Origin of the sequence: Dethiothermospora halolimnae, assembly GCF_037577855.1 — a bacterium.
GTDB lineage: Bacteria > Bacillota > Clostridia > Tissierellales > VENL01 > Dethiothermospora > Dethiothermospora halolimnae.
The window spans coordinates 27,053-52,190 of the sequence record NZ_JBAKFX010000013.1 but is presented as its reverse complement, the minus strand read 5'-3'; the positions used below and the strand labels follow the sequence as shown (position 1 = coordinate 52,190).

Annotated in this window: 15 protein-coding genes and 1 CRISPR repeat array; of the genes, 1 reads left to right on the top strand and 14 read right to left on the bottom strand. The window is 28.8% G+C overall.

Features of this window, described 5'->3' with window-relative positions; genetic code table 11:
• Positions 1–7: 7 nt before the first annotated feature.
• The 11 genes from cas2 to V6137_RS07420 form a co-directional block, all read right to left on the bottom strand.
• Positions 8–298 carry a CRISPR-associated endonuclease Cas2 gene (gene cas2, locus V6137_RS07470; protein WP_425447276.1) on the bottom strand — a complete coding sequence of 97 codons (291 nt, stop codon included), beginning with the start codon at positions 296–298 and terminating at the stop codon, positions 8–10.
• Complete coding sequence (cas1b, locus tag V6137_RS07465; protein WP_425447275.1) at positions 298–1,296, bottom strand: type I-B CRISPR-associated endonuclease Cas1b; 999 nt, start codon at positions 1,294–1,296, stop codon at positions 298–300. Before cas1b ends, cas2 begins: the two co-directional genes overlap by 1 nt.
• 17 nt (positions 1,297–1,313) lie before the next feature.
• Positions 1,314–1,808 (bottom strand): CRISPR-associated protein Cas4, encoded by a 495-nt coding sequence (gene cas4 / locus V6137_RS07460; protein WP_425447274.1) that lies wholly within the window; start codon positions 1,806–1,808, stop codon positions 1,314–1,316.
• On the bottom strand, positions 1,808–4,369 hold the full coding sequence (gene cas3 / locus V6137_RS07455) for a CRISPR-associated helicase Cas3' (protein WP_425447304.1): 2,562 nt from the start codon (positions 4,367–4,369) through the stop codon (positions 1,808–1,810). The genes cas4 and cas3 overlap by 1 nt, the downstream gene beginning before the upstream one ends.
• 48 nt (positions 4,370–4,417) lie before the next feature.
• Positions 4,418–5,206, bottom strand: a complete 789-nt coding sequence (gene cas5b / locus V6137_RS07450; protein ID WP_425447273.1) for a type I-B CRISPR-associated protein Cas5b — start codon at positions 5,204–5,206, stop codon at positions 4,418–4,420.
• 3 nt (positions 5,207–5,209) lie between these two features.
• Entirely contained in the window at positions 5,210–6,163 is a 954-nt protein-coding gene (locus V6137_RS07445; RefSeq protein WP_425447272.1) for a type I CRISPR-associated protein Cas7, read from the bottom strand.
• On the bottom strand, positions 6,156–7,907 hold the full coding sequence (gene cas8b, locus V6137_RS07440; protein ID WP_425447271.1) for a type I-B CRISPR-associated protein Cas8b/Csh1: 1,752 nt from the start codon (positions 7,905–7,907) through the stop codon (positions 6,156–6,158). Before cas8b ends, V6137_RS07445 begins: the two co-directional genes overlap by 8 nt.
• A 15-nt stretch (positions 7,908–7,922) precedes the next feature.
• The gene (gene cas6 / locus V6137_RS07435) at positions 7,923–8,615 is read right to left on the bottom strand and encodes a CRISPR-associated endoribonuclease Cas6 (RefSeq protein WP_425447270.1); all 693 of its coding nucleotides are present in this window, start codon (positions 8,613–8,615) and stop codon (positions 7,923–7,925) included.
• Between the two features lie 87 nt (positions 8,616–8,702).
• Entirely contained in the window at positions 8,703–8,936 is a 234-nt protein-coding gene (locus V6137_RS07430) for an HTH domain-containing protein (protein WP_425447269.1), read from the bottom strand.
• A gap of 274 nt (positions 8,937–9,210) precedes the next feature.
• Positions 9,211–15,362: direct repeats of the CRISPR family, unit length 30 nt; unit sequence ATTTAAATACATCCTATGTTAAGGTTCAAT.
• A 210-nt stretch (positions 15,363–15,572) separates the two neighbouring features.
• The gene (locus tag V6137_RS07425) at positions 15,573–16,613 is read right to left on the bottom strand and encodes a threonine aldolase family protein (RefSeq protein WP_425447268.1); all 1,041 of its coding nucleotides are present in this window, start codon (positions 16,611–16,613) and stop codon (positions 15,573–15,575) included.
• Positions 16,614–16,665: 52 nt separating this feature from the next.
• Complete coding sequence (locus V6137_RS07420; RefSeq protein WP_425447267.1) at positions 16,666–17,121, bottom strand: NUDIX hydrolase; 456 nt, start codon at positions 17,119–17,121, stop codon at positions 16,666–16,668.
• A 347-nt stretch (positions 17,122–17,468) separates the two neighbouring features.
• On the opposite strand from V6137_RS07420, the gene V6137_RS07415 reads away from it, so the two are divergent.
• Positions 17,469–19,073, top strand: a complete 1,605-nt coding sequence (locus tag V6137_RS07415) for a M23 family metallopeptidase (protein WP_425447266.1) — start codon at positions 17,469–17,471, stop codon at positions 19,071–19,073.
• Positions 19,074–19,310: 237 nt separating this feature from the next.
• Here V6137_RS07415 and uvrA read toward each other — a convergent pair whose 3' ends face one another.
• From uvrA to V6137_RS07400, 3 genes are all read right to left on the bottom strand, one after another.
• The gene (uvrA, locus tag V6137_RS07410; RefSeq protein ID WP_425447265.1) at positions 19,311–22,184 is read right to left on the bottom strand and encodes an excinuclease ABC subunit UvrA; all 2,874 of its coding nucleotides are present in this window, start codon (positions 22,182–22,184) and stop codon (positions 19,311–19,313) included.
• 145 nt (positions 22,185–22,329) lie between these two features.
• A complete protein-coding gene (locus V6137_RS07405) occupies positions 22,330–23,634 on the bottom strand; it encodes a helix-turn-helix domain-containing protein (RefSeq protein WP_425447264.1) in 1,305 nt (434 codons plus the stop codon).
• A gap of 208 nt (positions 23,635–23,842) precedes the next feature.
• Positions 23,843–25,138: a TldD/PmbA family protein gene (locus V6137_RS07400; protein ID WP_425447263.1), complete on the bottom strand. Its 1,296-nt coding sequence runs from the start codon at positions 25,136–25,138 to the stop codon at positions 23,843–23,845.

Genomic DNA, 25,138 nt, shown 5'->3' with positions numbered 1-25,138 from the left:
TATAAAATTAAATTATCAAATCTTCTCCAGTATTATTATTCTGATAGCCTAGGATTTCCTCATCAAATATACTATCATTTAATAACTTTATGATGCATATAAAATCTTCTTTCTCATTAATTACACTATTTAAATCTCCCCTCAATGAAATTAATTTAGATGGAGTTATTTCTCCTCTAAAAACTGATTTCTGAAAGTGGGATAAATATTTTTTACACACTTTAAACACTTTCTGAACCCTTTTTTCATTTACATCATAAAAAACAAATGCATAATTATAGTTTAAATTTCTTTTCATTATATCTTCTCCTTAAGATTAAACGGAACAAAATCTTTATCTTCCATTATAAATTTAATTAACTTATAGCAGTCTAATTTAATTGCTGTCCTATAACTAACTTTCCTTTTTAATCTAGGATGGGCAAATACAGATTCCAAACGTTTTTCAAATTCTTGTATAAAAGTTTTTCTTCCCTCTTCATTTAATAAACAATAATTTACCTTTCTTTGAAAATGTTTAGCTACCTGCAATTTTCTATTATTCACTAAATGAAATATAGTCTTATATACAATAACAGGTTTAAAGACTTCACTTATATCTAGACTTAAAGAAAATCTTCCCTCTGAAGGTTCATGTAGAAAGCTAATTCTTTGGTCCAAATGAGTTCTATATATAGCAGATATTGTTTTTGTATATAATAAAGAATTCCCAAAAGATATCAAAGCATTAATAGGATTATCTGGCGGTCGCTTTACCCTTTTATTCATTATAAAATCATCAAGTAATATATTTTTAAACTCACCATAAAATCTATGCCATAGCTCCCCTTCTGCAGCCATAAGTTGTTTTATATTATTACTTTTCTCTATACCTTGAAGAAACCCTCCCCTTATCCAATCAATAGTCCCCTTAACTTCTTTCTTGTTATGTTTATAATAATGATATAATACTTCTGCTATGTTATTCCCTGTACCTTTTACAATAGATTTGGCCACATCTAACCTTCTATTATTAAAAGTTTCTACTTGCTTAACTAGAAGTTTCCCACTAATATACTGATCCCTAGGATAAAAGCTTCCACTATACCCTTCATAATAGTTAAAAAAATGAACAACAATATTATTTCTAGATAAAAAATCTAAAAGTTTAGAGTTTATACTTACTTCATTTAAACAATATATTTCCTTTGTATTTTCTACTGGTATGTATACATTCTTACCATTTTTTCTAAAACATAAGGAGTTATCTTTTCTAGTTAACTCCCCCATAGATGTTATATACCTTGTGCTACCCATTTGTATTTCTTTCCCTCCTAAATGTAACAGTATTCATAATAGGCACATTTCTTGCATTTTGGTTTATTTAAAGACTTTGGAATTTCATCACTTTTTATTAAATTTTCTATTTTATTTATGTAGTAATTTAATTCTCTTAATAATTCATCATTAAGTTCAAAATATAGAACCTTATTATTCCCTTTTTTCTTTTCAATAAATTCTAGTTTCCCCTTTCTATTTATCCCCTTATCTTTTAAAACTTTTAAATAAAATATCAGTTGCCATTTACAAGCTTCTACATCAGCATCGGATTTTTTTATTTCTGTTAAATATTCCTCTGTGAGCTTATCGATTTTTATATTCTCTATTGCAATTTCATGGTTTTTACCTTTAGTTTCCTTTTCTTTGTGTATAGCTTTTCCTATCTTTACATTTTCACTATTATCCTCAAGATTAAGTCTATTACCATGGAGATAACATTGTCTTTTACAATGAAAATAATAATTTATTAAAGTACCATTAATTCTCATTATATAAAATCTCCTATCCCGCTAATAAATTTTTCTTTATCTAATTTACCTTCTTTAAAATATTTGTCTCCGTCTTCTATAAAATAAAGTTCTCCTAGTCTATCATTATATGGAAAATCATAGTTCCACCTTATTTCATATATGAAATTGTTCATTTCAGATCTGATTTCTGATAATTTCACTCTTCTTTCAGAATAATCCATGGTCTTGTTTAGTAATAGCTTTTTATATGTATACCATATATCTTCTCCATTTAGCTCCTCATCATTTACTATAATGTTACTGCTTAAGTAAACAGATATTTTACTTTCATTATCTTGTATTAATCTCAACTTTTCTTCTGTTTTTTTGAAATCCAGATTTTTAATTTCTCTATTAAAGAAATCCTCTATATTTAAATCATTGAGCCCACTTGTTAGATTTTTTAGTCTTTCAATTACAAGACCATAAAATTTACTAAAATTTTTATCTCTTAAAATATTTCTAATGCTTTCATTTTCTAATGTTATATCCTTATTTATTCTTATATCACTATGGGATGTTACTCTATCTTTATATACTCTTTTAGCTTCATCTATTTTAAAGAAGTAAACTATTGACCCTTCTTTTTTACAAGACCTATTTATCCTTCCAAGAAACTGTTCTTCACTATCTAACATCGATATATTTTTATATCCTATGTCCATATCTATATCTACCCCAGCCTCTACAACCTGTGTTGCTACTAATATTAAAGAGTCTTTATCTTTAACCCTTTTTATAATTCTATCCCTTTCAGCTATATTGTCATCACCACTCATAAGCTCCACATCACATAATATTTCCATATCTTCTTTTAATCTATTGTAGAATTCATATGCTGAATTTTTACTTATAAACTCAATAAGTATTTTTTTGCCTTTATAACTTTTCTCCTTCACATGGTTATATAAATCATCTTCTATATTTTGACTTTGTAATAAAGAATAATCTACATTTACTCTATCCTTAAAAATAGGGTTTTCAAAATATTTTCTTCTATCTTCAATTAATTTTACAGTATTACCTGTTGAAAGAGATAACTTATCTAATTCTGGTAAGGTAGCAGACATTATGATTATCTTTATATTTAATATTTTTGCATAACAAGTTAACAAGGTAATTATCTCTCCCCATATCAAGTTTCTATAACTTTGAATCTCATCTAATACTATTACGCTACCTGCTAACTGATGAAGGGGAAAAATATCTTCTTTTGATGTTCCAAATAGATACTTGAAAATTGTAACATGGGTTGTTAAAACCATTGGATAATTCAAAAATTGTTTGTTTAGTAAAGCTCTTTTATAATACTCTAGGTTTGAATTTTCACTTTCATTAATTTTTTTATCAACTTTTATTGACTCTATTGAATTGATTACTGCTATTTTGTTGAATATATCCTTTTCCTTTTCAAATACCTTTTCTAGAGTATTTATATTTTGTTCCACTAAAGTATTGAAGGGGTAAACATAGAATATCTTATTTTTACTTTTATCTTCTTGTAGTAACTTAAAACTTAGATTTGTAGCCACATTACTTTTACCACTACCCGTTGGAGCTTCTAAATAAAAAATATTTGATTCCATATTATCATCAAGTTTTTTTTCTGCATCTAAAAACATTTCATTTCTTAATATGTTTATATCCTTTATATTAGTAAAGTCTTTTTTCTTCCCATATTGTTCTTTCTCATAATTTCTAATTGATTTATATATTTCCCCCTTTTTAAATACATCATAAAATTCTTCTATATCATTTATAATCCCTATATCATTTATTTCAACCCCATCCATAAACTCCGATGTTGAGTAAAAATCACAAGCTATTAATATAGATAGAATAATTCTTGTATAAATATACTTATACACCAACTGCTCTTTGGTATGCTTTTCGTTATTTTCTTTTATTATGTCTAATATTGTCCTTATATGTTCTACAGTAATATTTAACTTACTATTAAGGGTATCTTCAAATAGATCCTTTTGTTCTACAATTAATTTTTCTCCTTCTCCATCTAAATCAAACTTTTCTTTGAATTGTTCCCAAGAATTCAAACTACCATGATGTCTTGATATTATATAGGCATTTAACATCATAAAGTCAAGAAGTAAATCTCTTTCTACCTTTGTAAACTTCCTTATTTTAGGGAAATATATATCGATATAGATAATAGACGATAACATGGAATGGTTAGAATTTTTATATTTTCCACAGTTTCTTAGTTTTAGGTCATTTTGTAGTTTCTTTTTCTGAAAATAGGAGTTTACTTTTCCTATATCATGTAATGTGACTGTATTTAAAATCATTTCTCTAAATATTTCTTTTCCCTTTAGGGAAATGTCTTTAAAAATCTCCCGTTCTATCTGTTCAAAAATTTCTTCAAATCCTTTGTCTTCAATAATTTTATAAAAATATTTTAAGCAACGATCTATGTGTTCTTCCAATCTTTCATTTCTACCATCTTTTATATGGGCATATATTAGATATCTATTATTTAGCAAATTAGACACATTTATCTTTTTATCACAATCAAAATACATAAAACTCACCTTTTCCTATGATTTAAGGAGGTTTTTCAACCTCCTCTTTTAAATAAATACTATATTTTTATCTTTTACATCATACACAGAAGCATCCCCTATTTTCTTCAGATTTTCATTTGTGTATATGAAAGTTCTTAGTTCATACTTATTAGTGGATTTATCCAAGGTAATTGGTAACTTTTCTTCATATTTAAATGTAGGAGTCTTTTTTTCTAAATTAGTAAACTCATCAAAGTCATCTTTTTCAACTATTTCAAAATCGTCTTTTAAAAACAAACTGTTAATGTTAATTATTGAACTTACTTCTTTAACATCTGATATTAACTCAATATTTTCTATATCTGCTAAATGATCATTTTTCCCTAAATAAGGTATATAGACAAAACTCCTATCCATTAATGCCTTGGCTAACTTTTTTCCTTCATCATCTTCAATGGCTATATAGATGTCCCAATTTGGCTTTTCTAGCCACTGCTCTTTCACAATTAAATTTCCACCTTTTTCTTTAGATGCATATCCCACCGAATTATTAAAAACCTGTATTTTCTTCTTTATACTAACTTCCTTAGACACAATTCCGACCTTTAAGTGTTTTAACCTTTCATAAAATTCGGGATAAACTTCATTATTTTCTTTCTCTATCTCTTTAAAATCTTTCTTGTATTTTGATTTAAAGCTCATTTGATTATATCCTCTATATCCTAGTATTGCTCCAAATATACCAAGGAGAGCCACTTTATGAATATTTCCGTATGTGAAATATAGATAACTATTAACATCGGGCTTCTTAAAGAAACCCGTTCTCCCCTTTAGAGTAAATTTAATAACCTCCATACTTTACACCTCTTGTTTTGTAAATATATTATATTCCTTAGCATTTTCTATATCTGTATTAATCTCTGTAGTATATGGGTTATAATAAACTTCTATAGATAACACCTTCTCCCCCAAGGAATTCAATAGATTTCCACAGTTTAGAGTTATTTTATTGTTTCCTTCACCCTTTTTAAATTCTATATATTCTGAAAGGTTAGGGAGATATGTATTCCTTTCAGTTTCAACGAATAATGCAAACTCATTTTCACATCCGACTTTAGCATTTGTTGCAAAAGAAGTTGCAGAACATAATGCTGCCTCTTTAAACTTATTAAAATCTTCTTCTGAATAGCCATCAGTAACACCAAGGTTTATAAACTCTTTGTATGCTAACGGATTAATAGTAAAGGGATAAAAATAATGGGCCTCATTACTTACTATTTTAGTACCTAAAGTAGAATTTTTTGCATCTTCTTGATCCGCTTTTTTATTTCCTTTAATTGAAGCATCTCTAAATGGAGATAGGATTTGTTGTTCTTCTGCATAGGAGTCTTCATATTTATTGAACCCTTGACCTATTTGAACTGCTCCTGTAATCGATATATTATTCCCCTCTTCAGCAAAAGTAGCTCCAAAATTTTTAACATCTGTAGCCGAGAATAAGTTAGTCAAAACCTTCTTACTATCTTTGCATTTTTTTAAGTCAGGTTCATCAAAAAGATATTCATATCTCTCCTTTAAAGATCTAGGAACTAATGTAACTTGACCCTTCTTACCTTCTGATAGTTTCATAGATTTTATATATAAAACTTTTTCCCCTTGATTTTCCCACATTCTTTTTATAGGGTATTTTAAAGCTTTATCACTTCCAAAAATTTCTCCTGTAGATACAGTTTTAGGGTATCCTGTAAAGTCCGCATTCCAATTAGCCATCACTGACGATATTCCAATAATTCCATAAACTCTTTTATTCATCATCCTCTACCTCCCCATTGATTTCTGTTCTTTCGTATAACAGATTACTATGTAAGAAACCTGCAATAATTATATCTTCATCAATGTCATTATTTAACTCATAAGACATAACCATAGCATATAAGCCCTTAAATTTATAATTATAACTTTCAATGTCATAGTTATATTTTTTATATAATCCCTTTAATTTTTCCTTTATAACTTTATCTCCTTTAGCATTAATAAATGGGTTAGCCAATGATAGGGGCTTTTTCTTTCCCTTACTTCTAGATATAAAAAAACTAACTAGTTGTCCTACTGCAAAGAAGTACTCTCTATCACTTTCTATACAACTGGTGCTTTTCTGTGAAATTTTACTTCTTAAGTTATCTTTGATCTCAAGGATAACATCTGCCATTTCTTCCCCTCCTTTAAAATATTTTTTTAGAGATAGCCTTAAATTGAACTGATCAGCTGCTTTTGTCATATATCCATTTTTAATAGATCCTTTTACTAAACTTAATGATGCTTTATTAAGTAACATCCATATGTTTTTCCCATTTCCTTTAAAAAACCAATTAAACAGTGCAATTCTACACATCAGTATATTGGATTTTAATGTATTATCATTTGTTGATATGTCCTTTGGTTCGGTAAAGTAATTAGAGCTTAAAAACTTGCTAAATAGAACCTCATTTATAACCTTATGCATTGTTTCTAACCTTTTAATATTCCCATAGCTTGCTTTTAATTTAGCATAATCCATTCCTAATATATTTTTATACTCAAAAATTCCATCTAACTTCGGGTTATAATTAGAGATAATATCATAGTCTAAAATTTCTACTTCCTTACCTTTCTTTATTCTCATGAACATTCCACTGAACTTTTCATCTTTATGTTCTTTATTGCTCAATGAATCAATTTCTTCGCCAATATATATGTTGACTTTACCACTAGAAGCTTGATTCATTAAATAATCAAAAAATTTCTTTTGATACATAACTTCTTCTTGGTCAATTAAATAGGGGATTTTTACTTTTCGAGTTTTGTTTTCTAAATATGGCTTTTTTGAATTTAACCCCATATTATCATTAGGTAACCCATATATATTATTGCCTGATTTTTGATTATAAGCATTATTATTATATATGTTTGGTATAAAATATCTTTCGCTTTCTTTTTTATAATCTTCCTTTGGGTAATAAAAAAATATTTTCAAATAGTCCTTACCAGTATATTCTTCAAAGGATTTAAATAAATTTTCCTTAATCCATAGCTTTATTTTATTTAATCTATTTTTATCTACTTTTCCCAATTTCTCTTCAGCTACTTCGTATAATGCCAGAGCTTTAGGCTTTTTCCTATATTTTAATCTAGGCTCTTCCAAATAACTATAGTACTTATCTATTATTTCAACTGTAAGTTTGCCATTGGTAAGACTATCCTTTTTTATGATAAAAGATAAATAATTATTCCCCTGTATCACTTTACCTTTACTGGATAATATGGCCTTGTTCATATCTGTTACTTTACTATAGTAATCAGCAAAATATATAAAATCCATATATTGACTTTGACTTCTATCTATAGTTCTAGTTTTTTTATCCAATTTTATATCCACAGTGTCTTTTATAATAAACCCATCATTTTCAGGTTTAACCACTACATAGGTTCCATCCGCGGGAATGTAATTACCTAGAACTAAAGCATCATCATATCTTTTGTACTCCTTTTTAAATACCTCTACAGCTTGGCTTAGCACATTATCACCGCCTTTTTATAACCACTTAAAGTTCATATATCCAGCACCTCTAGCATTCATTTCTAATACCCCTGTACCTAGACTCATATATGCCAGTTCTTGAGCCTTCTCATCATCACTAATATGTATGGTTAACTTATCTCCAAGTATTTTTTTACCTTTATATTCTATTGCTATAGGCTTTTTATTGTTAAACTCTACAGATGTATAAAGCTGAAAATCTTCGTTTATTTTTGTATTGTTTAATAAATTATATTTTTTTATCAGATTCTCCTTTAACCTTCTTTCAAAGTCATCTAGGGAGATATTTCCTTTCCAATATCCTTTATCTGTCTTAATTATCGAAGGAGTTATAGAATAAATTTTTTCAATATATCTCTTAGGTAATACTTTAATTGTTGATGTTAGAGCTTTTATATTATCATTATAATGATTTACTAGTTTATTATTAAAGAATTTGGCTAGTTCATTATTAACTGTTCTTATTCTTATCGTATAGCTATTTCCAGCCTTATAAACTTTATCGTTTTCTAGTGGAAACAAGGAACAAAAACAATAGTTTTTGTATGTGTTTGTATTATGTAATTCTAATAATTCTGTTTTTTTAGCCATTCCACTATCTATAAACTCACCTATCTTTGAAAAGGCTTCTTTTGAATTTATATCTTTTAGTAAGAATACTAACATAGATATTTCAAAAACCTTCATTTAACCACCCCCTTTATACCTAATTTTATACTTATTGTTTTATTTTGTAAATACTTTTATGTTTTTATGAGTATTTAAGTTAATATGTCAGCTTTCTATTAGTCTCAAAATATTATTTGCACACATTTTTTTATTTAGTTTATAGCCCCCACCCTTTCCTCTAAAAGATTCTATTTGGAATCCAGATATTATTAAATTCATTATATACCATCTTATAGTACTATTTTTTATTTCTAATTCCTCTGCTAGTTCTTTTCCACTATGGATATCTTCATCTAATAATATATCTAATAATTTCAACTGAATCGACAGTTTAGACACATCTCCACCTCTTTTATAAATTGTTTTATTCATCTTATTGAATTTATAATCATATTATACCAAATACACTGCTAAAATAATGTCATAATTAAATTTTTACATCAAATGTTATGGTTAATAAAAGTTAAATTGTTTCATTCAACTTATATTTAAATACAACTACTTGTTATGGTTAATAAATATATAATAACATATGTACTTGTATTTTCCCATTATTTTTAAGTTCAATCGATCTATATTTATGTAAATATACTTTTAGCTAATATATTATAGTACTTAAATACATCCTATGTTAAGGTTCAATATAAATATCTTCATGCATTCTTGCAGCATATTTTGCATTTAAATACATCCTATGTTAAGGTTCAATTTGTTTATCTCTAAAATCAGTACTTCGCATTAAATTATTTAAATACATCCTATGTTAAGGTTCAATTTATATCCTTGTGGGTTGTATAAAGTACCTCCATAATTTAAATACATCCTATGTTAAGGTTCAATTCAAGAATGTGGTGAGGTGTTCTGTGAGGATTGTTTATTTAAATACATCCTATGTTAAGGTTCAATAAATCAAAGTATAGAAGATATAGACAATAATAATCTATTTAAATACATCCTATGTTAAGGTTCAATTTGGGTCTATTTTTGTAGGAGTACTTTTTTTAGGCTATTTAAATACATCCTATGTTAAGGTTCAATAAGGGAAAGCTACTAGGTATAGGCGGGGACATAAAGGCATTTAAATACATCCTATGTTAAGGTTCAATCCGATGTATGGAATGGCTTGCTATTTTCTTTACGGATTTAAATACATCCTATGTTAAGGTTCAATCCCTCTAATAAGAGTTGATGAAATAGAGATTGTATAATTTAAATACATCCTATGTTAAGGTTCAATAGCTCCTGACACAGCATATGTTGAGTCTAACTTACATTTAAATACATCCTATGTTAAGGTTCAATAATCGAATATGCATTAATGCTTGATATACCTTTAAAATTTAAATACATCCTATGTTAAGGTTCAATTTCCTTTACAATCTTTGAACTCTATACATAGTGCAAATTTAAATACATCCTATGTTAAGGTTCAATTTACAAGAAGATTACCAAAAGAAAGTAACGGATGCCAATTTAAATACATCCTATGTTAAGGTTCAATTATAATAGATAAGGAGCAGAAAAGCACCAGTGTAAAATTTAAATACATCCTATGTTAAGGTTCAATCAAACCTAACTACTGGATAAATAGCATAACACATTTATTTAAATACATCCTATGTTAAGGTTCAATCACTTAGAAGTCGATTTCTCCGAGGTATTCTTCGACATTTAAATACATCCTATGTTAAGGTTCAATATGGTGTTAGGGATGAAGTTAGTGAAACAGGATTGTATTTAAATACATCCTATGTTAAGGTTCAATCCATTTCCATCTTTAGCATATATTCCGGTACCATTGATTTAAATACATCCTATGTTAAGGTTCAATAAGAGATACATAACAGGCAAGGTTTTACAACTTGTCATTTAAATACATCCTATGTTAAGGTTCAATTACACAATTCTACCGTTTGGATATACAGTTAACGGATTTAAATACATCCTATGTTAAGGTTCAATTAAAATTCAAGTGGATGGTGATAATCTACTAGGATTATTTAAATACATCCTATGTTAAGGTTCAATGAATTAGCAGGAGACGACCCAATGATGACTATAGCATTTAAATACATCCTATGTTAAGGTTCAATACTTGTCTGTGGTTGTATCAAGTCCTTGGCCAAACAATTTAAATACATCCTATGTTAAGGTTCAATCTAAGAATACAGTATTAAAATATATTAAGAGACTAATATTTAAATACATCCTATGTTAAGGTTCAATGCATGTGATAAGTATGTATCTTGGCATTTTACAGTATTTAAATACATCCTATGTTAAGGTTCAATGCATGTGATAAGTATGTATCTTGGCATTTTACAGTATTTAAATACATCCTATGTTAAGGTTCAATAACATGGCTAGAAGATGGAGAGTTGAAGACTAAGCCATTTAAATACATCCTATGTTAAGGTTCAATAAATGAACAAGGAAGTCAAAGACACACTTTTAGGCAATTTAAATACATCCTATGTTAAGGTTCAATATATTTTCTTAATAAAACTAATAAGTTAGGAAGCTAATTTAAATACATCCTATGTTAAGGTTCAATTAATTAAATATATATTCGACTTATATGCAAGTGGATTTAAATACATCCTATGTTAAGGTTCAATGATAAATAGCTTAATTAATCAGAAAATTAATAACAAATTTAAATACATCCTATGTTAAGGTTCAATTAAGGGGAGATGTTAATATGTTAAATCACTTAAAAAAATTTAAATACATCCTATGTTAAGGTTCAATTTCATGGAGAAAAGGTTACGATATCACATTGTATTTATTTAAATACATCCTATGTTAAGGTTCAATATTCTAAATGGAACTTATACTTACGCCGATGTACCATTTAAATACATCCTATGTTAAGGTTCAATAGGTGCAATTATAGCAACTCTTATGGGTCGTTCTGATTTAAATACATCCTATGTTAAGGTTCAATTTAAGTAGTTTAGAAACTAATTTAACAGTGTTCTGTATATTTAAATACATCCTATGTTAAGGTTCAATGAAGAATACGAGAATAAGATTAAGCAAATAAACTTATTTAAATACATCCTATGTTAAGGTTCAATGGGTAGAGTCAGCTAAATTTGTATGTGTAGGAATTAATTTAAATACATCCTATGTTAAGGTTCAATTTGTTATTTAACATCTTATTCCATAGTTGTTCATATATTTAAATACATCCTATGTTAAGGTTCAATTACTGGAATAGAGAATGGTTTTGTTGGTGGAAAATCATTTAAATACATCCTATGTTAAGGTTCAATAAAGCAACTGGTATTAGTAAGAGATATGCATCCAGATTTAAATACATCCTATGTTAAGGTTCAATGTTGATATTTTACTTTCCTAGCATCATATTTGTCTATTTAAATACATCCTATGTTAAGGTTCAATGCATTAGGATTTATTAATGGACTTGCCGAAAAATTATTTAAATACATCCTATGTTAAGGTTCAATTTATTATGCAGACGATAAAGTATCAGTTGGAGATAGATTTAAATACATCCTATGTTAAGGTTCAATTTGTAGTTGCGGAGGCTAAGACTAGGACACCCGTATTTAAATACATCCTATGTTAAGGTTCAATTAATATGATTTGCAGACTAGGAGTAAAAGTTAATGAATTTAAATACATCCTATGTTAAGGTTCAATTAGTCAATATACGGATAATACAATAGCAAGTAAAACATTTAAATACATCCTATGTTAAGGTTCAATTTTCTGTTATACTACTAACTATTCCTAGTCAACAGTATTTAAATACATCCTATGTTAAGGTTCAATATATGATTAATGTTAAATTCAGAGATATATTCGACGATTTAAATACATCCTATGTTAAGGTTCAATTCAAGTATACCTAACTGAGTTTGTAGAGACTGCCTAATTTAAATACATCCTATGTTAAGGTTCAATCCATAGTACTCATATTACATCCCCCTTTCTTAACTTATTTAAATACATCCTATGTTAAGGTTCAATATGATAAACGAAATGCTAAGTGATTATGCAGGAAGATTTAAATACATCCTATGTTAAGGTTCAATACTTTCTTAGATGTAAACACTATAACTCTAAGCAAAATTTAAATACATCCTATGTTAAGGTTCAATGTTTGCTCTACTGCAAAGAGAAACGGGTTCGTCTGGATTTAAATACATCCTATGTTAAGGTTCAATAATCCTCCTGCTGTTTTAATTCTACCGTTCAAACATATTTAAATACATCCTATGTTAAGGTTCAATTGAATTCATTTCTTCTGTTGAAACATCTAAGAAGAAATTTAAATACATCCTATGTTAAGGTTCAATAGATTTTAGAAACTACAAACCAAATTTTAACTTCAAATTTAAATACATCCTATGTTAAGGTTCAATAGGAAGGTTTTACTCTGCCGAGGCTTTCTTTGATAAATTTAAATACATCCTATGTTAAGGTTCAATTTTTCTTCTGTGAAATTCTTGGTGTCCTCATATACATTTAAATACATCCTATGTTAAGGTTCAATTAGTATCTAAATACTTTTCCATCAAATCCATTCATATTTAAATACATCCTATGTTAAGGTTCAATAGGATATCTAACTCGATTTTTTAACCATTCATCTTCATTTAAATACATCCTATGTTAAGGTTCAATATTCAGATACAGATGGTAAGTAAGATGGCGAAAGAATTTAAATACATCCTATGTTAAGGTTCAATATTGTTGTAGCTATTGCTGTTGACATATCATAAAAAATTTAAATACATCCTATGTTAAGGTTCAATCTAATTGAAGGTGCACAGTCGGGAGCTTTCTCGATATTTAAATACATCCTATGTTAAGGTTCAATATGGCTCAAGGTGCTCAAAATGGAGCAAATAAAAATGGATTTAAATACATCCTATGTTAAGGTTCAATTTATATGCACTAAAGAAAATGGAAAAAATATAACCACATTTAAATACATCCTATGTTAAGGTTCAATCATAATAGGTAAGCAAGGAGAAAAAGACCTTAGAAGATTTAAATACATCCTATGTTAAGGTTCAATATACTAGTTTGATTAGTAGTGGTATGAGTTTTAAAGATATTTAAATACATCCTATGTTAAGGTTCAATATTTGGGGAACAAACTAATCAGATACAAAAATTTAATTTAAATACATCCTATGTTAAGGTTCAATAGTCAACGAACAGTTGACAGATATTATTCCCAAAGTATTTAAATACATCCTATGTTAAGGTTCAATGTTCCTACTATAGATGGGGAATTGAAAAGAAAAGTGTATTTAAATACATCCTATGTTAAGGTTCAATTAATATAGAGGATAGAAGAAATGCAATGCCAAAAGGATTTAAATACATCCTATGTTAAGGTTCAATATCTGTAAAGATGCAGGAATTGCCTTTCCTAAGCCTATTTAAATACATCCTATGTTAAGGTTCAATTTAGCCAAAGTAATATAACAGATTTAAGGCTAGATAAATTTAAATACATCCTATGTTAAGGTTCAATTATACAAGAAAAAGAAGAAGATTTCGTGCAAAAAAATTTAAATACATCCTATGTTAAGGTTCAATAAGAATAGAGCATACAGATGAAATAGAGGATTTCGCATTTAAATACATCCTATGTTAAGGTTCAATCTTTTAAGTAATTCATCAAGGCTATCATAATATTCTATTTAAATACATCCTATGTTAAGGTTCAATTCCCATTAAATAACTGTATAATCCTTTTGCTTTCCAATTTAAATACATCCTATGTTAAGGTTCAATATCTAAATATCTATATCTTATAAGTTCGTGAAAAGCATTTAAATACATCCTATGTTAAGGTTCAATTGATGCTTATTATCGAATGTTTCTTGCCCTATAGCGATTTAAATACATCCTATGTTAAGGTTCAATTGTTGAAAATTACAATTAATAGTAAGGACTATGAGGTATTTAAATACATCCTATGTTAAGGTTCAATTATTCTATGTGGTTTGCAGCAAAGCTCCAAAAGGATCATTTAAATACATCCTATGTTAAGGTTCAATTTTGTTCTAGAGAAGTATTTAATCAGTATATAAATAATTTAAATACATCCTATGTTAAGGTTCAATCCAAATAATGATTAAAGAACAACATAATTGTTGGAGATTTAAATACATCCTATGTTAAGGTTCAATGCCTTCCCTGTTCTTCTTTTGGTTCACAATATAGGGATTTAAATACATCCTATGTTAAGGTTCAATTAATAATGTAGTCTTAATAGCTATTAAAGTTCTTATTTAAATACATCCTATGTTAAGGTTCAATGAAGGATATAGAAAAAAGTGAAATAGACATAACTATATTTAAATACATCCTATGTTAAGGTTCAATGTGGGATTGTCAATATATCATTGACAAAGGAGAGATATTTAAATACATCCTATGTTAAGGTTCAATCATAGGGAAGGTTCTTTTAAAGCCTTAGAATGGAATATTTAAATACATCCTATGTTAAGGTTCAATTGGAACCGTCTTCTTTAGCCCAATTTTCTTCTTTATTTAAATACATCCTATGTTAAGGTTCAATGGGAAAAACTTTAATAGAGAGCAATATAAGGCCATTTAAATACATCCTATGTTAAGGTTCAATTATTGGCTATTTCTTTAGAATGTTCTAAATGTGTATATTTAAATACATCCTATGTTAAGGTTCAATATACCAGTAGGTCATGAAAGCCACGAAAGAATGTTATTTAAATACATCCTATGTTAAGGTTCAATCCTAGTAAAATAGCCACCCTTAAATATAAGTATATACTAAATACCTCTATATTTCAACATTTAGTAATAATTTTACCAACCGATTTTAGTTTCTGAAATTTTCAATTTAATATTCTTGAAGAACGTCTATTTTAAAGCCTTTTAGACAGTTTAATTATATATTTTGTTTGGTAATCTAACATTTCAGTACCCTTTATATTTTTTATATTGTTACTTTATGCTTTCCCTACTATACCTCTTCAAATCCTCAACAAACTCCATAACCTTCTCCTCCCTAGTTGCCCAAGAGGTCACAAGGCGAATAGCAGAATTATCCTTATCAATCTTTTCCCAAATATAAAAGGCATATTTCTCCCCAAGCTTTTCTGCTATTTCCTTTGGAAAGATAGGAAAGATTTGATTTGAACATGAATTAATTAAAAAAGAATATCCAGCTTCAGTGATTCCATTCCTTAATAGTTTAGCCATATCATTAGCATGATTTGCTAAGTCAAAGTATAGATTATCTTTAAAAAGTTCTAAAAATTGTACCCCAAGCACCTTTCCTTTAGCAAGTAATGCCCCTTTTTGCTTAATATGATATCTAAAATCTGTTTTAAGGTAGTCATTACAAATAATTAAAGCTTCTCCCAATAAGGCACCATTCTTAGTTCCTCCTATATAAAAGGCATCTACGAGATTCCCCAAGTCTGAAAGTTTTATATTATTATCTTCTGAGCATAGGGCAGAACCGAGTCTTGCTCCATCAAGAAATAATAGAAGGTCATTTTCTCTACAAAATTTACTAAGCTCTTCTATTTCTTCCTTTTTATAAATTGTTCCTATCTCTGTGGAGTTTGAAATATAAACTAATTTAGGTTTTACCATATGTTCATCTGCATGTTCTTCAAGTACTGGTTTAATATCATCAGGATTTAATTTCCCATTATCTACTTTTACAGAAATAGCCTTATGCCCTGTGGCCTCAATAGCTCCAGTTTCATGGACCAATATATGACCAGTATTTGCTGAGATAGCTGCTTCATGGGGTCTTAGAAAGGCTGAAATAGCGGTTAAATTTGTTTGGGTTCCCCCTGGGAGCAGATGAATATCAATATCCTCCCTTCCAATTTTTTCTTTTAATAATCTAATAGCTTCTTTAGTATATTTATCCTCTCCGTATCCTTCTACCTGTTCTGTATTTGATTCAATGAGAGCCTCTAATATTCTTGGATGGGCTCCTTCACTATAGTCATTCTTAAAGCTATACATCTACCATTCCTCCTTATTGTTAATTAATAAGATTATAATTTATTTTATCCACCTATTTCTTTAAATTATAATAACTATCTATCATCTTCCTATGGGTTTTAGGAATATTATTAGGTAATGAATTATAGTCAAAAAACCCCAACTCCATTGTTTCCTTCATATCTATAAACAAATCACCTTCATAATCACTAGTATAATATCCTATTGAAATAAAATAAACCTTATCCCCATTGGGACATTCCATATAACACTCTTTCCCAGACGTTATATCTAAAAAACTAAGATCTTTAACATTTAGGCCAGTTTCTTCTTTAGCTTCCCTTATAGCCGTATCTTTAACATCTTCTCCTAATTCGGTAATTCCACCTATTAGTCCCCATTTATAGGGGTATGTCCCCCTTTTTTGTAACAAAACTTCATCTTTATCATTTAATATTAATACATTTACCCCAGTTAAATTTATAGCATCATGCCCTACTCTTTCTCTAATATATTTTACATAGTCCATTTTAAGCCACCTTTCTTAATGTTATATAAATATTTTTCCTAGCTATGCTTCAATATATATATAAGTTATTCTTTAAATCAAACTTCTTAAGTATATATAGTAACAATTTCATATTATTATTTTTTTAATAATGTCTCTTATTAATATTTAACCTAGGTTATTAAAATTCCTTCTTTTCCTATAATTAAATATTCTTATTTATTTTTTATTTAACCGTTTTTAAAATATCATATAACTGAATATTGTTTCCCCATTTTATAAAGGATATATAACATAATCCTAGAATAGTATTTAATATATAGAGTACATATTTAATATAAAATTTATTTTATACAAGGGGTGTAATAATGAAAAATATTAAAAGTAAAATAATCCTACCCATAATCTTAATTGTGTTAGTTTTTTCTATATACTATTATAAAACTTACTTTGCCTTTGAACCTATAACAGAAATTAAGGTTACTTCAAAAAATAACATAAGTTCCATAAAAACAGAGTCAGATATCAATTTTATACTAGATAGTTTTGACTCAGCTAAATTATCCAAAGAGCCTTCAACCCATGATTTCATTCCTTTTAACTTAAAGCTAATAAATACTTCTAATAAAAGCTATAAAAAAATATTGCTTATTGATTATAATAATGAGGATATATACGTTAAAGACACTGATAAAAATAAGTTATATAAAACAAAGGAAAAATTTGAAAACTTTTATTTTACCCATGCTGCATTTGAAAGTATCTATAAATATAGGAAACCACCAACTTTAAAAATAATATCCAATGAAAAAGATATACATCATACTTCAAATATAGATTGGTCCTTTAAAAAGTTAAATGATATATACTATTCCTTTAGTAACACCATTGAAAGTAGTAATATTAATAATTTTACCAGTGAAGGACTTATAACTTTTAGCTATAGTGAAAAACCTTCAAAGTTAGAATATAAACTTTTTAAAGGCGACAGCTTAGTTAAAGAAGGAGTTCTAAAAGAAAATTCTTTTTCAATCCCCGATGAAAATGGTAATTATAGCTTAAATATAACAGCACTTTTTAATAATAAATCTAAGGGTTTTAAAGGTAGTATAAACTCTAAAATTAACCTTGACTTAGATCTTCCTCCCAAATTTTTTATAGATAAAGATACTGTTTATCAAGGAGATATAGTAAAAGTAAATGTTAAGAATTTAGACCCTAATGAAAATCCTTATATTAAACAAAATATTTTAAAACTATTTTCCTTTTCAGAAAATATAGATGGTAATGCTACAGGATTTATTCCCATATCCTATTATGTTAGTAAGGGTAAGTATACCATTCCCTATGGTGTGAACAATAAAGAATTAGGTTCTTTTACAGTAAATGTACTTCCCCGGGATTTTAATATTCAATACTTAACAGTTGACAATACTGTTGAAAAAAACACAAGAAATGACAAGGCATATGAAGAATTTAATAAATATTATGGACCTGTAAGAAATAAATCCCATAGCAAGCCCTACTTTGACACTGAAAAAACTTTTATGCTTCCTGTTAAGGGTAGACTCACTACAGAATATGGTGAAAGAAGATATGTTAATAATGCTCCAACATCCTATAGACATTCAGGTCTTGATATAGCAGCTCCAGCGGGAACTAAAGTAGTTGCTTCTAACTCCGGAAAGGTTAAACTATCAATGGATTTAATATTAACAGGAAATAGCATCGTTATAGACCACGGAAATGGTTTGTTTACTACTTATTATCATTTAAATAAAAGACATGTTAAAGAAGGGGATATGGTAAACATAGGTGATGAAATCGGTGAAGTGGGATCTACAGGCTTTTCAACCGGTCCCCATCTACACTTTATGATTTCTTGTTATAATAGAAATTTAGACCCCGGTTATTTTATATATGGTGAAGCTGTTACTTATGAAAATTATAAAAAATTGTTTGGTTTAAATTAGTGAACAAAAGCTGGGGGATTACGAATCCCCCAGCAACTACTTTTTCAGGGTTATGAATCTTCCAACAACTAATCTTTCAAGATTATAAATCCTCAAACAACTAATCTTTCAAGATTATAAATCCTCTAGCAATTAATCTTTCAAGATTATAAATCCTCCAACAATTAATCTTTCAAGATTATAAATCCTCCAACAATTAATCTTTCAACGATAACTATTTAGTTATACTCTATTAGCTTATAAAACCTTTTTTAAAAATTTACCTGTTATGGATTCGGTAGCCTCTTTCACTTGTTCCGGCGTTCCTTTGGCTACCACATAACCTCCATTTTTACCGCCTTCAGGTCCAAGGTCAATAATATAGTCTGCCACTTTTAGTACTTCTAAATTATGTTCTATAACAAGAAGGGAGTGACCCTTCTCAACAAATAGTTTTAGACAATTCAATAGCTTTTTTATATCTGAAATATGAAGTCCCGTTGTGGGTTCATCTAGTATGTAAAGGTTATTTTTTCCTCTCTTTATCTTCCCCAATTCAGAAGCTAGTTTTATCCTTTGGGCTTCTCCCCCCGATAAAGTGGTTGATGGTTGACCTAACTTAAGATAGCCTAATCCCAATTGATTCATAATATTAAGTTTATGATGTATATTCTTCTTATCTTTAAAGAAATCTGTTGCTTCTTCTACGCTCATATTAAGTACTTCATATATATTTTTTCCATTATATTTAATGTCTAGTATTTCTTTTTTATATCTCATTCCCTTACATATTGGACATACTACCTCAACATCGGGCATAAACTGTAGCTTTGTTACTATCTTTCCTTCACCTTTACAGTGTTCACACCTACCGCTATTTTTACTATTAAAACTAAAGTTGGATATAGTATAATCCTTTTCTATAGACTTATCAGTTTTAGTGAACAACCTTCTTATACTATTAAACAGTCCAATATATGTTGCAGGATTAGACCTACTATTTTTCCCTATGGGAGATTGGTCTATATTTATAATATCATTTATGTGTTCATATCCCTCTAAATCTCCATGTTCTCCAGGAATAATCCTTGGATCATTTATACTCTTAAGTTTCTTATAGATAATTTCATTGACCAACGTACTTTTACCGGACCCTGAAACCCCAGATATACATGTAAGAACCCCTAATGGTATCTCTATATCTATATTTTTTAAGTTATTCTCTCTAGCACCTAATATAGTAAGCTTATTACCATTTCCTTTACGTCTTTTTTTAGGAATCGGTATCATTTCTTTACCGCAAAGGTATCTTCCTGTTATAGAACCTTTAGATTTTTTTATCTTATCTATACTTCCTATTTCAACAATCTCACCACCATGGATTCCTGGTCCTGGACCAATTTCAACTATATTGTCAGCATTTTCTATTGTTTCAATATCATGCTCAACAACTATAACTGTATTTCCTATATCCCTTAGTTTATTTAATATCTTTATTACCTTCTTGCTATCCCTAGCATGAAGTCCTATACTTGGCTCATCAAGAATGTATATCATCCCCATTAGCCCTGAACTGATCTGAGAAGCTAGTCTTATTCGCTGTGCTTCTCCACCAGAAATTGTATCTGCCCTTCTACCTAGGGAAAGATAATCTAGTCCAGTCTCTATAAGCAATGATACCCTCTTTTTTATCTCCTGAACTATTGGTTCTGCTATATGTTTTTTATCCTCTGAAAATTCTAATCCATCCATAAAGTCGTATAGTTCCGTCAATTGCATCCAGCATAATTCATGTATATCTTTATCATTAATGAGTATATTGAACCTTTGTTTTTTTAGTTTTTTCCCTCCACAATCTGGGCATGTATATTCCACCATTTTCTTTTTAAACCAATCAAGAACTGCCTTATTTACCTTATCCTTTCTTGTTGTTTCCCTGTACCAATGTTCCGTTTGATTTACATATCCACTAAATTGAATTGTTCTACCTATTATCCAGTTTCTTTTATTATAATTAGGTGGTGTTTCTATAGTTATTTTTTCACCCTTAGTTCCATAAAATAATATGTCTTTCACATAATCAGATAATTGACTAAAGGGGATATCTAGGCTAAAGTTATAGTGTTTTGAAAGATTATACATTATAATATGCTTATATGTCATTTTTACTTTAGGATTATATACACTTGGATCAAATGCCCCTTGATTAATACTTTTGTCATGATTAACAATCATTAATCTGGGATCAGCCTTTTTAGAAGTTCCTATTCCTCCACAAGTTCTACAGGCACTGGAAATATTGTTAAATGCAAAATACTGTGACTCTATATTTGCCATAGTAATATGGTGCTTACTACAACCAAAGCTACTATAAAACTTATCTTTTATATCCTGTGGCACATCTTCAGAAATAATTTCTCCAATAAGAACATGTTCTCCAATTACTTCTAGTGCAGTTTCTAAGGAGTTTGTTATACTCTTTTCAATATTACTTTTTACCTCAAATCTATCAATAACCACTTTAATGTCATGATCACAGTATTCGTCTATATTAATCTCTTCACTTATATCCACTCTTTTTCCGTCTACGATAAGGTTATTGTATCCTTTTTGTCTTATTTCATCAAAAAGATATTTATAGGTTTCTCCATACAACTTACTTACTGGTGTCAAAAACTCAACCTTGGTTCCCTTAGGTAATGATAATACACCTTCAACTATCTGACCTGAGGTCTTTATATCAAACTTCTCATCACAATAGGGGCATTTAACTGTCCCTACAGCCCCGTATAACAACCTCATATAATCATAAATATCTGTCATAGTTCCAACTGTAGACCTTGGATTAACAAGTCCTCTTTTCTGTTCTATAGCTATTACTGGAGATAATCCAAATACAAAATCTACCGCTGGTTTCTTTATCTGTGCTATCCTGCTTCGAGAAAATGTGGGTAATGAGTCAAGAAATCTTCTTTGTCCCTCTCCATAGACAATATCAAAGGCCAAAGAAGACTTCCCTGATCCACTTACGCCTGTTATAACAGTAATCTTGTCCCGTGGTATATTTACATCAATATTCTTAAGGTTATTCTGCCTTGCACCCCTTATTTCTATATCTTTTTTTCCTAACAATAGACTACACCCCTATAGAACAAAAGTGGCCAAAAGCATGGCCGCTTTTGTTAATTTTAAATTTTAAATTATAAATGATAAATTAAAAAACAACTACAAAATCCCAAAAGATAAAAACATCAATTTTCTAAAAATATTAGTTTCACTATATAAATACATTAACGTCCATATCACTTTTAAAGTAAGCTGGTTCATATACAATGTTATTACTTTTACTGGTTATATGGGTTTCAGCAATATCTTTAACTAAAACCCCTTCTTCACAAAGCCATTCACATATATCACAAATTGTGTTTGAATTTATAGTCTTATTGAAATCTTGGAGGATTGTAGAAAGGGGTTTTATATCATTTGCCTTGTCAAAATAATCTAAAATAGGCTTACATATATCATCCATATGTTGTCTTAAATATTCATATATCATATCGATAGACCTTGATATATTTATACTATTTTTTCTCTCATCCATAAGCCCCATATATAGTTTTTCAATAATTGGATTATTATATTTTAAAGCCTGTTGTATAACTTCCCTTGAGGGAATGTTATTATTTAGCAGTACCTCTATCGCTGCTATATGCTTTATGGTTTCCGTTATCCATAAATATGAATATCTAACATCACTTTTAACCTTAAGCCATTTCTCCGCTTTACATAATCTCCAAAGAATCCATTCTGTTCTCTCCATTAAAGCATATGACTTATCCCTATCACCTATTTTATCTGTACCACAAACCTCTTCAAAAAGCTCCTTTAATGATTGGTCTTTACAATAGATCATTGTACCCAATGAATAATAGGAGTGGGTAAATGAAGCATGTAAACTCTTCCCCATTAACTTTCTAAATTCTGTTCTAGTCATTATGCTTCCATTTACATATATATTATCTTCTAGAAGCCATAACTCGTCTTTAAGTTTAGAATTATCATTGACTATAATGGTCATATCTATATCTGACTTATCCCACACCTTATCATAGGAAAGGCTTCCCATTATAAGTACTGCAAGAACATTAACATCCTTTTTTAGTCTTTCACATAAATTTTCAACTGCATTCATATATCGCTTCTGTAAGTCACTATTGGTAAAACTAACTTTCCAGAAATCCAGAGGTATAGCATGGGTACCTAATTTCCTATAGGCACTGGGAGTAATATCAAATATCCTCTTAAAGGCCCTTGAAAATGTTTCATGGGAGTTAAACCCATAATCCAAGGCTATATCCACTATCTTCTTATCGCTCTTTATTATTTCTCTGGCCGCCACAGATAACTTCCTCTTTCGTATATAATCTGTAACGGGTATCCCTACTATGGACTGAAATATTCTATGAAAATGATGATCAGAATAGAAACATAAAGATGCTAACTCCTCAAGGGAAATATCCTCCTTTATATGTTCCTCAATATAATTCAGTGCTTCCTGTAACTTATTATAATAATCAGACATATTCCATCACCAACCTTTAACAATATTATAGCATATAACATTTCTCTTATTCTTGACGATCCTTGATATGTTTTGAGTCCTTGTGAATACTGACCTTCGCAAGTTACCTACCTAATCTTTGATCCATATATAAAACCCCCAATATTGATTATTTAAATAATCAATATTGGGGGTTTTAGTCTTTTCCAATTTTAATACTTTTTAATAATTATTTCCCGGAAATAGTTACACCTGATGTATGTATCCAGGGAAGGATTGAATGTCCAAAATTAACCCTCTCTTTAGATACATCCTTTATATTCATAAATATATCATATAAATTACCAGATACCATAGTTTCAGATATAGGGTACTTTATTTCTCCATCTTCTATATAGAAACTATTTTTAGCAACCCCTGATAAATCTCCATTGGAACTTGCCCTTCCCCCTGAATATCTACAGAAAAGAATACCTTTTTTAACATTTTTAATCATATCATCTAAAGAAGTATTTCCTGGTTTTATATCATAAGTCATAGTTTTACTTTTAGCCCTTTTGCCATTAGTTTTATTAGCAGCATATTGGCTCAAGACAAAGGCTTTTAAAATACCTTTATCAATTACAGTTTGATTTTCAGCCTTAAAACCATCACTGGTTATAAATTCCTTATTACTAATTTCATCTAATACAGGACAAATATCAATGCTAAATTTCTCACTTGCCACCTTTTCATTCAATTTATCTTTAAAGATACTACTCTTAGATATTAAAGCATCATCTGCTAAAAATACTCTAATATAATTAATGGTTATATCATGTAAACAGTCCGGTGTAATAATAATGTCGCCAACAAATTTTCCCTCTATAGGCTTAACATCAATTTGCCCTTCTGATTGTTTAAGTAAAGTTTTAATAGTTCCATAATCCAGTAAATCCTTTTCCAATTTTCCCATAGAACAGCCTGTATAGTTAAAAGAAGATCCCTTTTTACCTTCTTTGGAAGAAAATACGGCTTCAAATTCATATAATCCATTATAAGTCTTAAAATCTACTCCATTGGAATTTAATAACAAACTATCTTTCTGCTGAAAATCAAAAGTCATCTCTCCAATTGTTACCTTAGGAAAAAATTCTTTAACATTTTTTAAGAATTTATCTAATAATTTATACATTTTATCTAAATCCGGTTCCTTATCACCAAAAGAAAACTCTTCTTTTTCTTGTTTAGGAGATATATCATAACATTCATCTTCATTGGAAGTTTCACATAGTTCAATTACATTCTTTATTCCTTCTTTAATTGAAGCCTCATCAAGTTTATTTATGGATAGTTTTCCCTTTTTATTATCTTTTATAGCGGTTATATCGAAATTTATGTCCGTTGTAGTTCTTAACAAAGATATTTCTCCATTTTCCACATTTAGTTCATGTTTTTTAGATTCTGTTAATAGACATTGGGATTTATCTGCCCCCTCTTTTTTAAGGGAATCTATACAGTTTTTAATTATATCTCTATTATTCAT